15 protein-coding genes are annotated in these 20,686 nt (G+C 73.2%); 10 read left to right on the plus strand and 5 right to left on the minus strand.

Features of this window, described 5'->3' with window-relative positions; genetic code table 11:
* A complete protein-coding gene (locus JYK04_RS31420; protein ID WP_189739073.1) occupies nt 1-459 on the minus strand; it encodes an Lrp/AsnC family transcriptional regulator in 459 nt (152 codons plus the stop codon).
* A 151-nt stretch (nt 460-610) separates the two neighbouring features.
* Between JYK04_RS31420 and JYK04_RS31425 the strand changes: the two genes are divergently transcribed.
* Together JYK04_RS31425 and JYK04_RS31430 are read left to right on the plus strand one after the other, a co-directional pair.
* Nucleotides 611-1,612: an asparaginase gene (locus JYK04_RS31425; protein ID WP_189739076.1), complete on the plus strand. Its 1,002-nt coding sequence runs from the start codon at nt 611-613 to the stop codon at nt 1,610-1,612.
* Between the two features lie 65 nt (nt 1,613-1,677).
* Entirely contained in the window at nt 1,678-4,968 is a 3,291-nt protein-coding gene (locus JYK04_RS31430; RefSeq protein ID WP_189739079.1) for an NACHT domain-containing protein, read from the plus strand.
* Between the two features lie 32 nt (nt 4,969-5,000).
* On the opposite strand, the gene meaB is transcribed toward JYK04_RS31430, so the two are convergent.
* The 4 genes from meaB to JYK04_RS31450 are packed head-to-tail and all read right to left on the minus strand — an operon-like array spanning nt 5,001 to nt 11,274.
* Complete coding sequence (gene meaB, locus JYK04_RS31435) at nt 5,001-5,990, minus strand: methylmalonyl Co-A mutase-associated GTPase MeaB (RefSeq protein ID WP_189739081.1); 990 nt, start codon at nt 5,988-5,990, stop codon at nt 5,001-5,003.
* Between the two features lie 10 nt (nt 5,991-6,000).
* Nucleotides 6,001-8,187 carry a methylmalonyl-CoA mutase gene (gene scpA / locus JYK04_RS31440; protein ID WP_189739084.1) on the minus strand — a complete coding sequence of 729 codons (2,187 nt, stop codon included), beginning with the start codon at nt 8,185-8,187 and terminating at the stop codon, nt 6,001-6,003.
* Nucleotides 8,184-10,049: a methylmalonyl-CoA mutase family protein gene (locus JYK04_RS31445; RefSeq protein WP_189739087.1), complete on the minus strand. Its 1,866-nt coding sequence runs from the start codon at nt 10,047-10,049 to the stop codon at nt 8,184-8,186. The genes scpA and JYK04_RS31445 overlap by 4 nt, the downstream gene beginning before the upstream one ends.
* Nucleotides 10,033-11,274: an ROK family protein gene (locus tag JYK04_RS31450; RefSeq protein WP_189739570.1), complete on the minus strand. Its 1,242-nt coding sequence runs from the start codon at nt 11,272-11,274 to the stop codon at nt 10,033-10,035. The genes JYK04_RS31445 and JYK04_RS31450 overlap by 17 nt, the downstream gene beginning before the upstream one ends.
* Before the next feature lie 1,145 nt (nt 11,275-12,419).
* Here JYK04_RS31450 and JYK04_RS31455 point away from each other — a divergent pair.
* Genes JYK04_RS31455 through JYK04_RS31490 form a run of 8 tightly spaced genes read left to right on the plus strand, consistent with a single transcriptional unit; the run spans nt 12,420 to nt 20,593 of the window.
* Complete coding sequence (locus JYK04_RS31455) at nt 12,420-13,391, plus strand: TauD/TfdA dioxygenase family protein (RefSeq protein ID WP_189739090.1); 972 nt, start codon at nt 12,420-12,422, stop codon at nt 13,389-13,391.
* A 20-nt stretch (nt 13,392-13,411) separates the two neighbouring features.
* The gene (ssuE, locus tag JYK04_RS31460; protein ID WP_189739092.1) at nt 13,412-13,984 is read left to right on the plus strand and encodes an NADPH-dependent FMN reductase; all 573 of its coding nucleotides are present in this window, start codon (nt 13,412-13,414) and stop codon (nt 13,982-13,984) included.
* 41 nt (nt 13,985-14,025) lie between these two features.
* Nucleotides 14,026-15,060 carry an ABC transporter substrate-binding protein gene (locus JYK04_RS31465; RefSeq protein WP_189739095.1) on the plus strand — a complete coding sequence of 345 codons (1,035 nt, stop codon included), beginning with the start codon at nt 14,026-14,028 and terminating at the stop codon, nt 15,058-15,060.
* A 6-nt stretch (nt 15,061-15,066) separates the two neighbouring features.
* Nucleotides 15,067-15,888 carry an ABC transporter ATP-binding protein gene (locus JYK04_RS31470; RefSeq protein WP_189739099.1) on the plus strand — a complete coding sequence of 274 codons (822 nt, stop codon included), beginning with the start codon at nt 15,067-15,069 and terminating at the stop codon, nt 15,886-15,888.
* Nucleotides 15,885-17,282: an ABC transporter permease gene (locus JYK04_RS41505; protein WP_229875536.1), complete on the plus strand. Its 1,398-nt coding sequence runs from the start codon at nt 15,885-15,887 to the stop codon at nt 17,280-17,282. Before JYK04_RS31470 ends, JYK04_RS41505 begins: the two co-directional genes overlap by 4 nt.
* Nucleotides 17,283-17,331: 49 nt before the next feature.
* Entirely contained in the window at nt 17,332-18,663 is a 1,332-nt protein-coding gene (locus JYK04_RS31480) for an LLM class flavin-dependent oxidoreductase (protein ID WP_189739101.1), read from the plus strand.
* On the plus strand, nt 18,660-20,243 hold the full coding sequence (locus JYK04_RS31485; protein WP_189739104.1) for an FAD-dependent oxidoreductase: 1,584 nt from the start codon (nt 18,660-18,662) through the stop codon (nt 20,241-20,243). Before JYK04_RS31480 ends, JYK04_RS31485 begins: the two co-directional genes overlap by 4 nt.
* The gene (locus tag JYK04_RS31490; protein ID WP_189739106.1) at nt 20,240-20,593 is read left to right on the plus strand and encodes a 4Fe-4S dicluster domain-containing protein; all 354 of its coding nucleotides are present in this window, start codon (nt 20,240-20,242) and stop codon (nt 20,591-20,593) included. The genes JYK04_RS31485 and JYK04_RS31490 overlap by 4 nt, the downstream gene beginning before the upstream one ends.
* The last annotated feature ends 93 nt before the right edge of the window (nt 20,594-20,686 follow it).

The raw sequence follows: 20,686 nt of genomic DNA on the forward strand, positions 1-20,686 counted from the left end.
TCAGCGGAAGTCGACGGGCAGGCCGTTCGGTTCCTTGATGCGCTTCATGATGATCTGCGAGTTGACCTCGGTGATACCGGTGAGGGCCGTCAGCTTCTCGATCCACAGGCGCTCGTAGGCCCGCAGGTCGGCGACGGCGATCCGCAGCAGGCAGCCGGGGCTGCCGAAGAGACGGTAGGCCTCGATGACGTCCGGGATGTCCTGGAGGGCCGCCTCGAAGGCCTCGACCGCCTCGCGGTCGCGCCGCACCTCGACCGAGACGAGCACCTCGAAGCCGCGGTCCACGGCCTCGGGGGAGATCACGGCGCGGTAGCCCTGGATCACCCCGTCCTGTTCCAGCTGGCGAACCCGGCGCATGCAGGGGGAGGGGGTCAATCCCACGCGCTGGGCGAGTTCCTGGTTGCTCAGGCGGCCATCGGCCTGGAGCTCGCGCAAGATATCTCGGTCAATGGCGTCCATGACGCAATTATCACCCAGCGTTTGTGAACGGGCCTGGGGGAATACGCAATCACATTGCGCGTAGATCGCTCTATCATTGCTGCTTTGAGTACATATGTACGAGTGACGTACTAGTGACACGAGTGACACGAGTGAAGGGCGGCCACGGCCGATGGGACGGATCGTCGTGATCAGCACCGGCGGGACGATAGCCAGCCGCTGGCAGGGTTCCGGCTTCGCAGCGGACGCCGACGGGAACGAGGTGATCGCCACCGCACCACTCCCCGAGGGCATCACCGTCGAACTGGTCGACCTGTTCAGCGTGAACAGCCCGCGACTCACCACCGCACACCAGCTCACCCTGCTCCGCACGGTGCACGAGGTGCTCGCCGACCCCGGCGTGGACGGCATCGTCGTCACGCACGGCACCGACACCCTGGAGGAGTCGGCGTTCCTCCTCGACCTCCACCACCACGACCCGCGCTCCGTGGTCTTCACCGGTTCGCAGCGCCCCATGGGCACCGCCGACGGGGACGGCCCGGGGAACCTCTACGACGCCCTGCTCACCGCCGCGAACACGCGCGGGCTCGGCGTGCTGATCGCCTTCGCCGGGCGGGTGCACGCCGCCCGCGGCACCGTGAAGACCCAGGCCGTGGAGCTGGACGCGTTCGCCGACCCCTCGAAGGAACTCTTCGGGAAGATCGGCTTCGGCAAGGTCACCATCCTGCGCGCCCCGCAGCGCCCGGCGCCGCTCCCGCTGCCCGCGATGCCGGAGCTCCCGCCGCGCGTGGACGTGGTGGTGCACCACGCCAACGGCGACGCGGTCCTGCTGAACGCCGCCGTCGAGGCCGGTGCGCGCGGCATCGTCCTCGTCGGGACCGGCGCGGGCAACGCGACTCCGGAGATCGTGGATGCCGTCCGGGCCGCCGTCGGCCGCGGGGTCCTGGTCGCGCTGACCACCCGCGTCATGGCCGGACCGGTCACCGAGATCTACACCCACGGCGGCGCGGTGGACCTCGTGGCCGCCGGAGCCGTCCCGACCGGCACCCTGCGCGCCGGACAGGCCCGCATCGCGGTCCTGGCCGCGCTGCTGGCCACGGACAACAAGGTCGAGCAGGCCCGCATCCTGCGCGAGGCGCTGGGCGCGCCCGGCTCGGTGCTCGTCGGGGCGTAACCCTCCGGAGCAGCGTGTGCGGCCGCTACGATCCGGGTAACGGTCGCTACGCTGCGGGGGGTTGCATGGAGCCCGGGACGATCGGGATCCGGCTGGCCTCGGCGGCCATGGCGCCCCTCGTCAGGAGGCTGTTCGTCACCGAGGGCGGCGGGGCCGGCCTCGTCGACCGACCGATCCGCATCTCGGGCCACGTGTCCTTCACGGGCGAGAAACGCTCGCTCACGGAAGCAGACCTCCAGACGCTGGCCGCCAAGCTGGTGGCACAGGCCCTGCGCACCGGCGAGCGCCCGATCGCCGCGGACGAGCAGCAGGCGGTCACCGACGCCCTCGCGCAGACCCTGCGGGGCCTCGGCGAGCTGACGATGACCGACCTGGACGCCGTACGCCTCGGCTCCGCGGCGTTCGCCCGGGAACTGCGCGCCGTCGGCGGCCGCCCCGAGCGGGAACTCACCACCGACGCCACGTACTTCTACGAGCGGCTGGTCGACGCGGCCTGCCTGCACATCCTGCAGTTCTTCACGCAGCGCTCGACGTTCGTGGCCCACGCCCTGGTGGAGCAGACCCGCGGGATCGCCGAACTGACGGCCAAGGTCGACGAACTGATCCGCCGCGACCCGCTGCCGGGCGCCGAGGACGCCGCGTTCGAGCAGCTGTACCTCCCGTACGTGGAGAAGAAGCACGGCAAGCTGACCATCTACGGGATCGACCTCAGCAGCTCGCCCACGCGGTGGCCGCTGGACGCGGCGTACCTGAGCCTGGAGGCGACGCCGGTGACGTGGCGCCGGTGGCTGAACGAGCGCAGCCCGGCCGCCGCTCACCTGCCCGCCGATCAGGCCCTGGCGGGCGGCTCCCGCGTCCTGCTGCGCGGCGGCGCCCGCTCCGGACGGACCGCACTCCTGCAGTGGCTCGCCGCAGACCCCCGGCACGCCCTGCCCGCGGATCAGGCCCTGGCCGGCAGCCACCGCGTCCTCCTGCGCGGGGAAGCCGGTACCGGCAAGACCACCCTGGTGCAGTGGCTGGCCGTCACCGCCGCCTGCCGGAACCTCTCCCCGCAGATGGAGTACCTCTACGACCGCATCCCCTTCGTCCTGCCGCTGCGCACCCTGACCCGCCACGGCGAGCGGCTGCCCGCCCCCCGCGACTTCCTGACCGCCGTGGGCTGTCCGCTCGGGTCCTCCCAGCCCGACGGCTGGGCCCACCGCGTCCTCATGGCGGGTCGCGGTCTCGTCCTCGTCGACGGCATCGACGAGATCCCCGACGCGGAACGGGAGCGCACCCGCGGCTGGCTGCGGGATCTGATGGACACCTACGACGGCGACAACCGGTGGCTCGTGACCTCGCGCCCCTCCGCCGTGGGGGCGCAGTGGCTCGCGGAGGAGGACTTCACCGAACTGACGCTGTCCACCATGACTCCTTCGGACATCGCCACCTTCATCCAGCGGTGGTACGCCGCGGCGCGCGACGGCGGCGAGGAGGACGCGGACCTCCGTACGTACGAGTCCCAGCTGCTCGATGCGGTGCGGACCAGACCGGACCTCGGCCGCCTGGCCACCACCCCCCTGATGTGCGGACTGCTCTGCGCCCTGCACAGGGACCGGCGCGGCTACCTCCCGCACGGTCGCAAGGACCTCTACGAGGCGGCGCTCTCCATGCTGCTGGGCCGCCGCGACCGGGAGCGGGACCTGAAGGGCCCGGATCTGCCGGAGGAGCCCCAACTCGACCTGTTGCAAAGGATCGCGTACTGGCTCGCCAAGAACGGCCGGACCGCTGTGGACCGTTCCCGTGCCGAGGACGTCGTCGCCAGGGCGCTGCCCTCGGTCCCGGAGGCGGCCGCCCTGGGCGGAGCTCCCGAGGTCTTCGCGTACCTCCTCCGGCGCAGCGGACTCCTGCGGCAACCGGCGCCCGGCACGGTGGACTTCATCCACCGCACCTTCCAGGACTTCCTCGCCGCGCGGGCCGCGGCGGAGGAGGGCGACTTCGGCATGCTCATCTCCCACGCCGACGACGACCAGTGGGAGGACGTCATCCGGATGGCGGTCGCCCTCGCCCGTCCCGCCGAGCGCGTCACACTGCTGCGCGACCTCCTCGAGCGGGGAGACGCCTCCACCGACAAGCGCGCCCGGGCCCGGCTCCACCTGCTCGCCGCCGCCTGTCTGGAGGACACCAGCAGCATCGACCCCGGCACCCGCGCGGCCGTGGAGGAACGCACCGCCGCCCTCGTCCCGCCTTCGGACTGGACCCAGGCATGCGCCCTCGCGGAGGTCGGCCGGCTGGTGCTTGGCCTTCTACCGGGTCCCGAGGGGCTCGACCACGAGAGCGCGTACCAGGTGGTGGTCGCGGCCTCGCACGTGAAATCGGACGCCGCGATGCCCTTCCTCGCGCGGTTCGCCACGCACCCCCGGCTCCGGGTCCGTTCAGCGCTCCTGTCGGCCTGGTCGCGCTTCGAATGCGGGACCTATGCCGAGGAGGTGATCGCACACCTGGATCCGACCGGTCTCCTCTACATCGTCAGCTCCGATGCCCAACTGCGCGAGCTGGCCCGGCTGGACTCCCCGCCGCACCGCTTGGACGTCAGGCACCGTGTGTCCCTCGACGCACTGTCCCACTACGTGCGGCGGCACGGTCTGACGGACCTCGCGATCACGCACGACCGGGTGTCGGATCTGGACTTCCTGCGAGGACAGTCCGCCCTGGAGTCCGTCGAGATCAAAGGCTGCCCGGAGCTGACGGACATCTCCGGGCTCGGCGGCCTGCCGGTCAGGAGACTGGACATCGAGAGTGCCGGGCCGGACCTCGACCTGAGTCCGGTGGCACAGCTCGGGCAACTGACATCCTTCAGCATCCACGGGGAAAACAGCACGAGCTGGTCCGCACAGGTCCTGCCCGCCCGTGCCCCCCTGCGCGAGCTGGTCGTGTGCTGCGAGATGAATTCCCCCCACGGGCTCGAAGGCCTCGGCGGGTTCCCCGGGCTGACGACTCTCGTACTCACAGGGGCGTCCACTCCTGCCTCGGCAGCCGACTGGCAGGAGGTCCGAGCACTGAACGCCCTCGCCCACCTCAAGGTGTCCACCAGCTCGTTCGCGACCCTTCCGGCGGACGCGAGGCTGACCTGCGTCACCGGTCTGACCCTTCTCGGAGATGAGGAGGAGGCCATGCAGTCGGCGATCCACCGACTGCCCGTAGCGTTTCCCCGGCTGCAGAAGCTGATCCTCTTCGACATGACCTCGAAGCGCGATCTCGACATCGCGCCGCTCGCGGAACTGCCCGAACTCCAGGCGGTCCGCATCTTCGCCGGTACCGGCACCCTCAGCGGCGCCGAGCTGCTGCCGCCGTCGGTGTGGCTGCGATACGACTGACCGGGCGGCGCCCGCCGGGCGCCGCCCCGCCGTCAGATCCCCGGGTTCCCGAAGGCCGCCAGGATGCGGTCCGCCGCGGAGGTCGGGGTGACGGAGCCCGCCCGGACCGAGGCCTCCAGCTCCGGTGCGAGCTCCCGCACGACGGGATCCGCCCGCAGGCGTTCCAGCAGTGCGTCGCGGACCATCGACCAGGTCCACTCCACCTGCTGCGCCGCCCGCTTCGCCGCCAGCCGCCCCCCCGCGTCCAGCAGGGTCCGGTGCTGCTCCAGCCGGCTCCACACCTCGTCCAGCCCGGTCGACTCCCGCGCGCTGCACGTCAGGACCGGCGGCGTCCAGGCCGCGTCCACCGGGTGCATCAGCCGCAGCGCGCCCGACAGTTCCCGCGCCGCGGCCTTCGCGTCCCGCTCGTGCGGGCCGTCCGCCTTGTTCACCGCCAGGACGTCCGCCAGCTCCAGGACACCCTTCTTGATGCCCTGCAGCTGGTCGCCCGTACGGGCCAGGGACAGGAGGAGGAAGGAGTCGACCATCCCCGCCACCGTGGTCTCCGACTGGCCCACGCCGACCGTCTCGACGAGGACCACGTCGTAGCCCGCCGCCTCCATCACGATCATCGACTCGCGGGTGGCCTTGGCGACCCCGCCCAGCGTGCCCGCCGACGGGGACGGGCGGACGAACGCCGCCGGATCCACCGACAGCCGCTCCATCCGGGTCTTGTCACCCAGGATGGAGCCGCCCGTGCGCGTCGACGAGGGGTCCACCGCGAGCACCGCCACCCGGTGGCCCAGCCCCGTCAGCATCGTGCCGAACGCGTCGATGAAGGTGGACTTGCCCACCCCCGGCACACCGCTGATGCCGATCCGGCGGGCCCGGCCCGCGTGCGGCAGCAGCTCCGTCAACAGGCCCTGCGCCAGCACCCGGTGAGCCGGCAGGGTGGACTCGACGAGGGTGATCGCACGCGCGACGAACGCGCGCTTCCCGTCGAGCACCCCCTTCGCGTAGGCCTCGATGTCGATCTTCGGCACCGGCGGCCGCCTACAGCTCGTGGCCCAGGTCCGCGGCCAGCCGCGTCACCAGGTCGTGGGCCGCCTCCGGGATCACCGTGCCCGGCGGGAAGACCGCCGTCGCGCCCATCTCCAGCAGCGTCGGGACATCGGCCGGCGGGATCACCCCGCCCACGACGATCATGATGTCCTCGCGGCCCTCCTCCGCCAGCTGCTCGCGCAGCGCCGGTACGAGGGTCAGGTGGCCGGCCGCCAGCGACGACACGCCCACCACATGGACGTCCGCCTCGACGGCCTGGCGGGCCACCTCCGCCGGGGTCTGGAACAGCGGGCCGACGTCCACGTCGAAGCCCAGGTCGGCGAAGGCGGTCGCGATCACCTTCTGGCCGCGGTCGTGCCCGTCCTGGCCCATCTTGGCGACCAGGATGCGCGGACGGCGGCCCTCCGCCTCCTCGAACCGGTCGACGAGCGCACGGGTGCGCTCCACGGACGGGGACTCGCCTGCCTCGGTGCGGTACACACCCGAGATCGTACGGATCTGGCTCGCGTGCCGCCCGTACACCTTCTCCAGTGCGTCCGAGATCTCACCGACGGTGGCCTTGGCGCGCGCCGCGTCGACCGCCAGGGCCAGCAGGTTGCCGTCGCCGCGCTCGGCCGCGTTCGTCAGCGCCCGCAGGGTGTCCTGCGTGACCGCCTCGTCGCGCTCCTCGCGCAGCCGCCGCAGCTTGGCGATCTGCTGCGAGCGCACGGAGGAGTTGTCGACCTTGAGGACGTCGATCGCCTCGTCGTTCTCCACGCGGTACTTGTTGACGCCGATCACCGGCTGCCGGCCCGAGTCGATCCGCGCCTGCGTGCGCGCCGCGGCCTCCTCCACGCGCAGCTTCGGGATGCCCGCGTCGATGGCCTGCGCCATGCCGCCGGCCGCCTCGACCTCCTCGATGTGCTGCCAGGCACGGCGGGCCAGGTCGTACGTCAGCTTCTCGACGTACGCGCTGCCGCCCCACGGGTCGATCGACCGGCAGGTCCCCGACTCCTGCTGCAGCAGCAGCTGGGTGTTGCGGGCGATGCGCGCCGAGAAGTCCGTCGGCAGCGCGAGGGCCTCGTCCAGCGCGTTGGTGTGCAGCGACTGGGTGTGGCCCTGGGTCGCCGCCATCGCCTCGATGCAGGTGCGCGTCACGTTGTTGAAGACGTCCTGCGCGGTCAGCGACCAGCCCGAGGTCTGCGAATGCGTGCGCAGCGACAGCGACTTGGCGTTCTTCGGGTCGAACTGCTTGACCAGGCGCGCCCACAGCAGCCGGGCCGCGCGCAGCTTCGCGACCTCCATGAAGAAGTTCATGCCGATCGCCCAGAAGAACGACAGGCGCGGCGCGAACGCGTCCACGTCCAGCCCGACGGCCTGCCCAGCCCGCAGGTACTCCACGCCGTCGGCGAGGGTGTACGCCAGCTCCAGGTCGGCCGTGGCGCCGGCCTCCTGGATGTGGTAGCCGGAGATGGAGATCGAGTTGTACCGCGGCATCTTCTGCGAGGTGAACGCGAAGATGTCGGAGATGATCCGCATCGAGGGCTTGGGCGGGTAGATGTAGGTGTTGCGGACCATGAACTCCTTGAGGATGTCGTTCTGGATGGTCCCGGCGAGCTTGTCGGGGGAGACGCCCTGCTCCTCCGCCGCCACGATGTAGAGCGCGAGGACCGGCAGCACCGCGCCGTTCATCGTCATCGACACCGACATCTTGTCCAGCGGGATCCCGTCGAACAGCTGGCGCATGTCGTAGATCGAGTCGATCGCCACGCCCGCCATGCCGACGTCGCCGGTCACGCGCGGGTGGTCGCTGTCGTAGCCGCGGTGCGTCGGCAGGTCGAAGGCCACCGACAGGCCCTTCTGGCCGGACGCCAGATTGCGCCGGTAGAAGGCGTTCGACTCCTCGGCCGTGGAGAAGCCGGCGTACTGCCGGATCGTCCAGGGCTGGTTCACGTACATCGTCGGGTACGGGCCGCGCAGGTACGGGGCCACGCCCGGGTACGTCCGCAGGAAGTCCAGGCCCTCCAGGTCCCGCCCGGTGTACAGCGGCTTGACGCCGATGCCCTCGGGCGTCTCCCACAGCAGGTCGGCGGCCGCGGTGCCGGTGGACTCCTTCACCGCGGAGCGCCACTGCTCCTCGGAGACCCCGGAGGCGGCGGTGGGGTCGAGCGCCAGCTCGGAGAAATCGGGGATGCTCATGCGGGCACTCCCATCCGGTCGAGTACGGAGGACAGCACGGCGACGGCGTCACAGCCGGCGAAGACGTACTCGTCCACGGAAGCCTCAGCGGTGCCCGGCTTGCCGGCGAGGAAGACGGTCGTGGCGCCCGCCGCGCGCAGCGCCTCGGACACCGCCGCGGCCTGCTCCTCGTACAGCGCGTCGCTGGAGCAGAGCACGGCCATGCCGTCGGCGCCGCTCGCGGCGTAGGCCTCGGCGGCCGTCGCCGGATCCACCGACACCGGATCGTGCACCGGTTCGATGCCGCCCGCCTGGAACAGGTTCGAGGCGAAGGTGGCGCGCGCCGTGTGCGCGGCCGCGGGGCCCAGTGCGGCGAGGAAGATCCTCGGCCGGGCGCCCGTCGCCGCCAGGTGCGCGTCGCTGCGGGCGCGCAGGGCCTCGTACGCCTCGTCGCGCCGTACGCGCGGCAGCCCGCCCGTGGGGGCCGCGGGCGCGGGCTCGCGGACGACCGGCTTCTCCGAGAGCAGCGGGAACTCGCTGACGCCGGTGATCGGCTCGCGGCGCCTGGCCAGCTTCTTGGAGCGCGCGGCCCAGGTGGCGGCGAGCCGCTCGGCGACCAGCCCGGAGCGCAGGGCGGCGGCCTGGCCGCCGGCCTTCTCCACGGTCTGGAAGAACTCCCAGGCGGCGTGGGCGAGTTCGTCGGTGAGGCGCTCCACGTAGTACGAGCCGCCGGCCGGGTCGATCACCCGGGCCAGGTGCGACTCCTCCAGCAGGATGGTGGAGGTGTTGCGGGAGATCCGGCGCGCGAAGGCGTCCGGCAGGCCGAGCTCGTTGTCGAAGGGGAGCACGGTCACGGCGTCCGCGCCGCCCACACCCGCGGCCATGCAGGCCACGGTGGTGCGCAGCATGTTCACCCAGGGGTCGCGGCGGGTCATCATCACCGGCGAGGTCACCGCGTGCTGGAGCTGGGCACCCGCCTCCGGGGCCCCCGAGGCCTCGGCGATACGGGCCCACAGCCGGCGCGCGGCGCGCAGCTTGGCGATGGTCAGGAACTGGTCCGCGGTGGCGGCGTAGCGGAACTCCAGCTGTCCGAGCGCCGCTTCGGTGCTCAGCCCGGCCTCGGTGAGGGCGCGCAGGTAGGCGACACCGGTGGCCAGGGACAGGCCCAGCTCCTCGGCGGCGCTGCCGCCGGCCTCGTGGTACGGCAGCGCGTCCACGGTCAGGGCGCGCACCCCGGGCCAGCCGGCGGCGGCCTCCCGGGCCAGCAGGGCGGCGTCGGCCACGTCCAGGGCCTCACCCGTGCGGGCCTCGTGGCCCAGGGGGTCGGCGCCCAGCGAGGCCCGAGCGGCCTCGGGGGCCACCGCGCTCTCGGTGAACAGACGCAGCAACGCGCGCGCGGCCTCGGCGTATTGGGCTCCGGCGTCCAGGGTGACGGGGGCGAGGTCCAGGTAGACCCCGTCCAGCGCCCGGGCGAGGCCCTCGACGGGGAGACCGCCCCGGCCCACGGTGAGCCAGAGGGAGGTGACCCCGTTCTCCAGATCGGCCAGGGCCGCCTCGTTCACGCGTACCGGATCGGTGCCCGCGAGGCGCTGGCGCACGTCCCAGCCGTTCGCGGTGGTGCCTTCCGGCCTGCCCCCGCGGACGAACGGGGCGAAGCCGGGGAAACCGGTGTCGGGAGCCGCCCCGTCGGGCGGCGCGGTGTACAGCGGGCGCGTGGTGAGCCCGTCCTCGATTGGGGTGGACAACGCGTCTTCTGCGGCCTCGCCGGAGACTTCCTTGCCCGACTTGCGCAGTACGCCTTCTACAAGGCGCTGCCACTGCTCATGCGTCGCGTCAGGGAACTCGGCGGCCAGGGAGAGCCCGTCGTCAGGCAGGACCGTCATGGCTCGAATGTAGGGGAGCGCGCTCAGGTGGCACCATACCGATGGGTGTGATCTCGCCCTCTCGGGCCCTGCCGAAGGGGTCCTGGAACACCCGGCTGAGCAGCACGGTTGCCGCGGCCTCCGGAAGTACGGCGGGACCCGCGTGCGGCACCACGATCCGCTCGGGATCGTCGCAGACGTGCGAGAGCTCCATCGCGGCGACCCGGATCTCCTGCAGATATCCCTCGTCGAGGACGCTCGCCAGCTCGGTCACGACCATGACCGCCGGATTGAAGACATCCAACAGAAGAGCCGCCGCGCGGCCCACCGCGCGGGCGCGCTCGCGCAGCAGCCGGTCGGCGCGCGGATCGCCGGCGGCGGCCGCGTCCACCAGCAGGTTCACCGAAGGGTCCGGCACGATGCCCCGCCGCACGGCCTCGGCGCCGAGCGCGGTGTCGGACGCGGTCGCCTCCAGGCAGCCGGTACGCCCGCACGTGCACGGGACCTGCGAGCGCGGCACCGGCAGATGCGCCACGTCCCCGGCCGCCGCGCCCGGACCCTGGTGCACGGTCCCCTCGATCCCGAAGGCGGCGTCGACGACCCGGCCGATGAACAGGTGCACCAGGCTCCGGCGGGCCTCGGGCCGGCCGAAGAGGATCTCGGCCCGCGCGACGGCCCGGGCGTGGTTGTCGACCCACACCGGCAGCCCGAGCGCGGCCGACAGCTCGGCGGCGAGCGGCTTGCGGCTCCAGCCCAGCGCGGGGTGCCGTACGACGGTCCCCTCGTCCGGGCCGATCCATCCGCCCAGGGCCGCGCCGACACCGAGGAGCGGCCGCCCGGAGTCGTACGCGTCGAGGAAGCGGCCGAGCTCGGAGGCGATCGCGGCGGACAGCCCGTCCGTCGGGAGCCCCTCGTGGGAGAAGGACCGCCGGGCGAGCAGCTGCCCCCGGAGGTCGACGAGGCTGAAGGTCGAATGCGGCACCCCGATGTGCAGCCCGGCGGCGACCGGCCCGCCGACGGCCCCGGTGTGCAGGTCCAGCGGGATCCGCGGGCGTCCCACCCCGCCGCCGGGCCCGGGCAGCTCGCGCAGCAGCCCGCCGCGGAGCAGCCCGGTGGTCTGCCGGGACACGGCGGCGGGACTCAGCCCGCACAGCGGGGCGATCGCGCTGCGCGCGACCGGGCCGTGGTCGAGCACCGTCCGCAGCACGGTGGCGGCATTGGCGGCGGCCCGGCTGTCACCGGCCATACGCGTCACGCGGTCTCCTCGGGGGGTGGGGGGTGAGGGGGTGTTCTGGGGTGTGTCCCCCCGATCATGCCGGGTCCCCTGCGTGGGGCCCGGCGGGGCGACTCGGCTCCTGGGGCGTGCCCGCGAAGCCCGGCCGTCCCTTCCGGGGCCGGACGGGGCCGGGTGGCGCCGGGCTCCGGCCTGATCGGCGAGACGAGTGATGGGACGTCGGGGCGGAGCCGCGGTACGGGACGGGGCGGCGAGCGTGCGCGCCTGCCGGACCCCGCCGGCGGTCGAGGCCTCGGACATGCCCCGGCGGGTGCGGGCCTGCGCCGGCGGTCGCCGAAGTCGGCGCGCCGCAGGCGCAGGACGCTCCACACGTCGCGGCCGCGGCCGAGGCCGCGGCCGAGGCCGAGCCGGCCCCGCCCGGCGGCCGGGACCTTCGGGCACGCGCCGGTCCAGGCCCCCTGGGCGGAGAGCGGGCGCGGATCCCGGCGAACGCGTGGCGGCCGCATTGCGGGGCCATGAAATCCGGCCACGCTTTTCGGCCGCCGGGGCGGGGCGGTGCGCGGGTCGAGGCGCGGGGGAAAACGCAGGTCGCAGGGGGTTTGCGGGGCAGGAAAGGGGACCGCCGAGGGGGGCGTTCGGCGGCCGCGGACGGGGGTTGACCCCGGCCGGGGCCGCTGACACGCTCCGAGGCATGTCCGCGAACGCACTCCTCGCCCCGCGGCTCCACACCACCGGCCTCTGTACCGAGCCGGGCGCGTGTCCGGGCCGCTGTCCGGCCCCCGGCCGCGCCTGACGCCGCCGAGCCGGCGCCCCGCCTGACCGGCCCACCCGGTCCCGGCCCGCGTCGGCGCCCCCTGTGGGGTCGCCTCGCAGGGTCCCTCCGGGCCACGCCCGCCCGACCCCGCTCCCGTCCGGTGGTGCACCTCCAGGGGTGGTGCACCACCGGGACGCCCCGTGCGAGGGCCGGGGCCGCCCGGGGGACCTCCGCGGCCCCGGGCGGCCGGCTCCGCACCACCTCGCACCCGCACCACAGTGCACCCGTACGCGTCACCGCACCCGCACCCGCACCGCTCGGCGCAGCGCAGCGCCCGGCGCACCCGCAACGCTATTTCTTCCGCTGCGGAAATAACCCCCGCGGCCCACACCAGGGAGTCCTCATGGCCACTGCCACCACTGCCACCACCGCCACCACCGTCACCAGGATCGGCGGCCGCATCGGTGCCGAGATCGGCGGCGTGAAGCTCGGCGGCGACCTGCCCGACGGCACCGTCGCCGAGATCCGGGCCGCCCTCCTCGCCCACAAGGTCGTCTTCTTCCGCGGCCAGGACCACCTCGACGAGGCCGGTCACGAGGCCTTCGCCCAGCTGCTCGGCGCACCCGTCGCGCACCCCACCGTCCCCTCCGCGGACGGCCGTTACGCCCTCGGCATCGACTCCCACCACGGCGCCCGCGCCAACCAGTGGCACACCGACGTCACCTTCGTCCCCGCCTACCCCGCCTTCTCCATCCTCCGCGCCGTCACCATCCCCCCGTACGGCGGGAACACCCTCTGGGCCAACACGGCCACCGCCTACAGCAACCTCCCCGAGCCGCTGCGCGCTCTCGCCGACAGCCTGCGCGCCGTCCACTCCAACGAGTACGACTACGCCGCCCTCAAGCCCGACGCCCTGCCCGAGGCCCTGGCCCAGTACCGCGAGGTGTTCACCTCCACCAAGTTCCTCACCGAGCACCCGGTGGTCCGCGTCCACCCCGAGACCGGCGAACGCGCCCTGCTCCTCGGCAACTTCGTCCAGCGGATCAACGGCCTCACCGGCCGTGACTCCCGCGTCCTCCAGGACCTCTTCCAGGCGCACATCGAGAGCCCCGAGAACACCGTCCGCTGGCAGTGGCGGGCCGGCGACGTCGCCATCTGGGACAACCGCGCCACCCAGCACTACGGCGTGGACGACTCCGACGACCACGAGCGCACCCTGCGCCGCGTCACCGTCGACGGCGACGTCCCGGTCGGCCCCGACGGCGAGCCCTCCCGCCTGATCAGCCCGGAGGCCGTCCCCGACCCCTCCTTCGGCATCGCCTCGGGCGCCTCCACCGCAGACTCCGCCCCCACCGCAGCCGCCACCTCCGCCTGACGACACCAAGGAGCGCCCCCGTGCCCCACCTGCTCGCCATCACCGGCAGCCCCTCCGCCCACTCCCGTACCGCCGTCGTCGCCGACCACGTCCTGCGCCGCCTGTCCCACTCCGGCTTCGAGACCGCGCACCTGTCCGTGCGCGAGCTCCCCGCCGCCGACCTCCTCGCCGCCCGCCGCGGCGAGCCCGAGATCCGCCGGGCGCTCGAAGCCGTCGCCGAGGCGGACGGCCTGGTCATCGCGACCCCGGTCTACAAGGCCTCGTACACCGGACTGCTCAAGGCCTTCCTCGACCTGCTCCCGCAGGACGGCCTCGACGGCAAGACGGTCCTGCCGCTGGCCACCGGCGGCAGCCTCGCCCACGTCCTGACCATCGACTACGCCCTGCGCCCCGTGCTCGCCGCCCTCGGCGCCCGGCACGTCACCGCCGGCCGGTTCGTCCTGGACTCCTCCGTCGAGCGCGGAGCGGGCCCCGACCGGTTGCGGCCCGAGGCCGAACTGGACCTCTACCAGGCCGTCGACGAGTTCGCCGCGGCGCTTCGCTCCGCGCCCGCCGCCGCCGTCACCGCCGCCGCCCTCACGACCACCCCGTAACACCGCCGCCACCACGCGACCCGCACCGACAAGGAACCGTCATGCCCGCAGCCTTCACCTCGACCACCACCTCCCGACGCCAGTTCCTCGCCCTGCTCGGCATCTCGGCGGCCGCGGTGAGCTGCGGCACGGCCACCGCGCGCAGCGGCGGTTCCGGCGCCCAGGTCAAGACCCTGAAGTACCAGGGCTCGGTCGGCGCCGTCACGCTCCCCGAACTCGCCGCCGACCTCGGATACCTGGGCGACCTCACGCTGGAGTGGGTCGGCAACACCATCAGCGGCCCGCAGGACATCCAGTCCGCCGCCACCGGCCAGACCCACTTCGGCGGCGCCTTCAACGGCGCGATCGTCAAGCTCGCCTCCAGCAAGGCCCCGATCAAGGCCGTCATCTCCTACTACGGCGTCGACGAGTACTCCTACAGCGGCTACTACGTCCTGGAGGACAGCCCGATCCGCTCCGCCCGCGACCTCCTCGGCAAGAAGGTCGGCATGAACACCCTGGGCGCCCACTCCCAGGCCGTCCTCGACATCTACCTGAGCCGCAACGGCCTTGCCAAGGCCGACTCGTCCAAGGTCGAGTCCCTCGTCGTGCCGCCCGTCAACACCGACCAGGTGCTGCGCCAGAAGCAGATCGACGTGGGCGTGCTGGGCGGGATCCTGCGCGACAAGGCCGTGGCCGGCGGCGGGATCAGACCGCTGTTCAGCGACTTCGACCTGCTCGGCAAGTTCAGCGCAGGCTCCTACATCATGACCGAGCGGTTCATCAAGGAGAACCCGGACACCGTACGGACCTTCGTGACGGGCGTGGCCAAGGCCATCGAGTGGGCCCGTACCACCCCGCGCGAGGAGGTCATCGCCCGGCAGACCGAGATCGTAAAGAAGCGCGGCCGCAACGAGGACACCGCCACCCTCCAGTACTGGCGCTCGTACGGCGTCGCCGAGACGGGCGGCCGGATCGAGGACAAGGAGTTCCAGCTCTGGCTCGACTGGCTCGGCGAGCGCGGCGAGATCAAGCAGGGGCAGCTCAAGGCCGCCGACCTCTACACGAACGAGTTCAACGGCTTCGGGAAGGGCTGACCCGGCATGGCGAAGATCGTGTTCGAGGACGTGACCAAGACCTTCCCGGCCAAGGGAAAGAAGAACAAGGAGCGGTTCACCGCGCTCGACGGCATCGACCTGGAGATCGAGGCGGGGGAGTTCGTGGTGGTCGTGGGCCCCAGCGGCTGCGGCAAGTCCACCCTCCTGGACCTGCTCGGCGGGCTGACCCGGCCGTCGTCCGGGCGGATCCTGCTCGACGGGAAGCCGATCACCGGGCCGGGCCTGGACCGGGGGATCGTCTTCCAGCAGTACGCCCTGCTGCCCTGGCGGACGGCGCTCGGCAACGTCGAGTTCGGCCTGGAGGCGACCGGCGTCCCGCGCCGTGAACGCGAGGCGAGGGCACGGGAGTTCCTGGACCTCGTCGGCCTCACCGGCTTCGAGGACCGGCACCCGCACGAACTCTCCGGCGGTATGCGCCAGCGCGTCGCCATCGCCCGCTCGCTGGCGTACGACCCGGACGTGCTGCTGATGGACGAGCCGTTCGCCGCCCTCGACGCGCAGACCCGCGAGTCCCTCCAGGACGAGCTGCGGCGCATCTGGCAGCGCACCGGCAAGACCGTCGTCTTCATCACCCACGGCATCGAGGAGGCGGTCTACCTCGGTCAGAAGGTGGCCGTCATGACCTCGCGCCCGGGTCGCGTCAAGGAGATCGTCCCGGTCACCTTCGGCACCCGCGGCGCCGGTTTCCAGGGGGAGGACCTGCGTTCCAGCCCCGAGTTCGCCCGCTATCGCCACGAGATCTGGACCCTGCTCCACGACGAGGTGGCCCGCGCCCAGCAACTGGAGAAGGAGGAGGCCACCGTATGACCACCGACATCACCACGCCCGCCGATGCACCGGCCGGGCAGGAGGCGCTACGGGAGGACCCGGCGCCCGCGGCCCCCGCACCCGCCGACCCGAAGCCCCGCGGGACCCGCCCCGGTGTCCCGTCCCTGCTGGCGCGCCGGCTGCGCCGCGCCGGCCGAGCCACTGCGACCCCCACGGCTACCGCGGCCCCGGCGGCGTCAGCCGCTCCTACGGCTCCTGCGGCTTCCGCGACCCTGGCGGCCCTCGCCGCCCCGGAGGCCCCGGCGGCTTCCGTCGTTCCGGCGGAGCCTGGGGCGGCTCCTGCGGCCCTGGCGGCTTCCGCCACTCCTGGCGCCCCCGACGCTCCTGTGGCTCCGGAGGCTTCCGCCGCCCCGGCGGCCCCGGATGCTCCTGCGGCCCCCGTGTCTTTCGCGGTTCCTGGCGCCTCGGACGCCCTCGTGGCTCCTGCCGCCCCGGATGCTCCCGCGGTCCTGGCGGGTTCCGCAGCCGTGGACGCCCCTGAGGCTCCGGCGGATTCCGCGGTCCCGGCGGACCCCGCCGCCCCTGTGGTTCCCGTCACCGGACCGGATACCTCGGCGGCGCCGAAGGGCACCGGCCGTGTCCCGTCCTCCGTCCGCAAGGCCGCCGGCGCGCTCGGCCGCCTGCTGCGCGCCGCCGCCCTGCGGTCGGCGGCCCTCGTCGCCCTGCTCGCCCTCTGGGAGACGGCCCCCCGCCTCGGCCTCGTCGACGCCACCTTCCTGCCGCCGGTCAGCGAGGTCGCCACGGCCTGGTGGGACCTCCTGGGCAACGGCCAGCTCGGCCAGCACACCCGGGCCAGCCTCGCCCGCTCCTTCGGCGGCTTCGGCATCGCCGTCGTCATCGCGGTCCCGCTCGGCCTGCTCATCGGCTGGTACCGGCCGGTCGCCGCGCTGCTCGGCCCGCTGCTGGAGGTGTTCCGCAACACCGCCGCACTCGCCCTGCTGCCGGTCTTCGTCCTGCTCCTCGGCATCGGCGAGACCTCGAAGGTCTCGATCGTCGTCTACGCCTGCCTCTGGCCGGTCCTGCTGAACACCATCAGCGCGGTGGGCAACGCCGACCCCACCCTGGTCAGACTGGCCCGCTCGATGGACCTGTCCACCCCGAGGCTCTTCCAGAAGGTGATCCTGCCGTCCTCCGTACCGGCCATCTTCACCGGCATCCGGCTGGCCGGCGCGGTCTCCATCCTCGTCCTGGTGGCGGCCGAGATGATCGGCGCCAAGGCGGGCCTCGGCTATCTGATCAACGCCTCGCAGTACAACTTCGCGATCCCGCAGATGTACGCGGGCATCATCACCATCTCCGCCGTCGGCGTGGCCTTCAACCAGCTGCTGGTCACGATCGAACGCCGCCTGAGCACCTGGCGCGTCCCCGCCTGACCCGCGCGCGGCGTCCCCACCGCACCACCCCCGATCCCGAGGAACAGCCATGACCGCGAACCGCACCCTCCACCTCAACGCCTTCCTGATGAACGCCGGTCACCACGACGCCGCCTGGCGCCACCCCGACAGCCGGCCCGAGCTGATCACCGACCTGAGGTACTTCCAGGACCTGGCCCGCACCGCCGAACGCGGGCTGCTCGACTCCATCTTCTTCGCCGACGGGGTCGCCCTGTGGGGCAAGGCCCGCCACAACGCCCTCGGCGGATTCGAGCCGCTCACCCTGCTCTCCGCCATCGCCGCCGTCACCGAGCACATCGGGCTCATCGCCACCGTCTCCACCACGTTCAACGAGCCCTACAACCTGGCCCGCAAGTTCGCCTCCCTCGACCACATCAGCGGCGGCCGGGCCGGCTGGAACATCGTCACCTCCGGCACCGTCGACGAGGCCCGCAACTTCAACCGCGACGAGCACCTGGAGCACCACCTCCGCTACGAGCGCGCCCGCGAGTTCCTCGACGTCGCCACCAAGCTCTGGGACAGCTGGGAGGACGACGCGATCGTCCTCGACAAGGAGCGCGGCATCTACGCCGACACCGACAAGCTGCACCCCGCCGCCCACCGCGGCGAGTACTTCGGCGTCGCCGGACCGCTCAACGTCCCGCGCTCCCCCCAGGGCCACCCGCTGCTCGTGCAGGCCGGTTCCTCCGAGGACGGCAAGGAGTTCGCGGCCCGGTACGCCGAGGCCGTCTTCACCGCCCAGCAGACCCTCGCCGACGGCCAGACCTTCTACAAGGACCTCAAGTCCCGCCTCGCCAAGTACGGCCGCGCCGAGAGCGACCTCCTCGTCCTGCCCGGCATCGCCCCCGTCATCGGATCCACCGAGGCCGAGGCGAAGGCCCTGGAGCAGCAGCTCACCGACCTCCAGGTGCCGGAGTACGGCCTCGCCCAGCTCTCCGGGATGCTGAACGTGGACCTCACCGGCCTGCCGCTGGACGGTCCGCTCCCGGACCTGCCCGAGGAGCGGGACGTCAACGGCAACAAGAGCCGCTTCACCCTCGTCGCCGAGCTCGCCCGGCGCGACGGCCTGACCCTGCGCGAGCTGATCGCCCGCCTCGGCGCCGGCCGCGGCCACCGCGTCTTCGCCGGTACCCCCGAGCAGATCGCCGACCAGCTCCAGGAGTGGTTCACGCAAGGCGCCGCCGACGGCTTCAACATCATGGCGCCGGTCCTGCCCACGGGCCTGACCGCCTTCGTCGACCACGTCGTACCGATCCTCCAGCGCCGCGGGCTCTTCCGCACCGAGTACACCGGCGCCACCCTCCGCGAGAACTACGGCCTGGCCCGCCCCGTCAACCGGTACGCGCGGGAGCGTTCATGACCGACCACGCCACCGACGTCCTCGTCGTCGGCGGCGGACCGGCCGCCACCTGGGCCGCCCTCAAGGCCGCCGAGGCGGGGGCCCGGGTCGTCCTCGCCGACAAGGGCTACTGCGGAACGAGCGGCGCCACGGCCGCGGGCGGCACCGGCGTCTGGTACGTCCCGCCCGAACCCGCCGCCCGGGAGGCCGCCATGGCCTCCCGGGAGGGCCTCGGCGGGTACCTGGCCGACCGCCGCTGGATGGCCCGGGTCCTCGACGAGACCTACGACCGGATGAACGAGCTGGCCACGCACGGCCGTTACCCGTTCCCCACCGGCCCCGACGGGCAGCCCCTGCGCGGCGGCCTGCAGGGCCCCGAGTACATGCGGCGGATGCGCATCCGGATCCGCCGGGCCGGGGTCCGCGTCCTCGACCACAGCCCCGTCACCGAGCTGCTCACCGACGCCGACGGGGCCGTCGCGGGCGCCGCCGGGTACCGCCGTCAGCTCCGCGAGTCCTACCGGGTCCGGGCCGGCGCCGTGGTCCTCGCCACCGGCGGCTGCGCCTTCCTCAGCGGAGCCCTCGGCACCAACACCAACACCGGCGACGGCGCGCTCTTCGCCGCCGAGGCCGGGGCGGAGCTCTCCGGGATGGAGTTCTCCAACGCCTACGGGATCGCCCCCGAGGGCACCTCCGTCACCAAGACCGCCTTCTACTCCTTCGCCACCTTCTACCGCGAGGACGGCGACGTCCTGGAGGGCGCGGCGAGCCAGGGCGGCCGCTCGGTGATCGCCCGCGAACTCCTCACCGGCGCCAGGGTGTACGCGCGCATCGACCGCGCCGACGAAGGAGCCCGGGCCGCGATGCGCCTCGCGCAGCCCAACTTCTTCCTCACCTTCGACCGGCTCGGCATCGACCCGTTCGCCGACCGGTTCGCCGTCACCCTGCTCGCCGAGGGCACGGTCCGCGGCACCGGCGGCATCCGGATCACCGGCGACGACTGCGCCACCGGCGTCCCCGGGCTGTACGCCGCCGGTGACGCGGCCACCCGCGAGGAGATCTGCGGAGGCTTCACCGGAGGCGGCAGCCACAACGCCGCCTGGGCCATCTCCTCGGGCAGCTGGGCGGGCCGGGGCGCCGCCGGACACGCCCTGTCCCCACGCTCCGGCCGGGCCGCGGACCGCCCCGTCACCGGCGCCGGCGGTGCGGGCCTGCGCCCGACGGGGAGAGCGGCCGCCGGACCGGAACACCGCGAGGCCGTGGCACTCGTACAGCGGGAGGCGCTCCCCTACGACAAGAACTACCTCCGCCGCGGCGACGTCCTGGCGGCTTCCCTGCGCACCCTCGACACGGCGTGGTCGCAGCTGCGCGCGGGCCTGCACGGCGAGGGGGCCGACCTGGTCAGGGCCCGGCAGGCGGCGGCGATGACGGCGCACGCGCGCTGGATGTACGCGGCCGCCCTCGCCCGGTCCGAGACCCGGGGGATGGCCAAGCGCCTCGACCACCCGGAGCAGGACCCGGCTCAGCACCACCGGATCCTGGTCGGAGGCCTGGACCGGGTGTGGACCAGGCCCGCGGCGAGGACGGGGGTGGCGGCGTGATCGAACTCGTCTCGGCGGGGCGCTGCATAGCCTGCGACAAGTGTGTGGAGGTGTGCCCGACGGATGTCTTCGAACGGGGGCCCGAGGGGATTCCGCTGCTCGCGCGGCAGGAGGACTGCCAGACCTGCTTCCTGTGCGAGGCGAACTGCCCGGTGGACGCGCTGTTCGTGGCCCCGCTGACCCGCCCCCTTCCGGATGATCCGGCCGTACGGGACGAAGCGGGACTGGTGAGCCGGGGGCTGCTCGGCAGCTACCGGCGCCACATCGGCTGGGGCGAGGGGCGCACACCCGGATCGCTGCGGGCGATCGGGCCGCCGCTGGGCCGGGCCGCCCCGCCGATCACGTCCTGAGCGGGTGCGCACCGCCGGACCCCCCGTGCTCCGGCGGCGCGCACGCGTGCCGCCGGAGCCGGTCGGCCGGTTCGGCCGGTTCAGACGGTCAGA

This window comes from Streptomyces nojiriensis (genome assembly GCF_017639205.1).
GTDB classification, from domain to species: Bacteria; Actinomycetota; Actinomycetes; order Streptomycetales; family Streptomycetaceae; genus Streptomyces; species Streptomyces nojiriensis.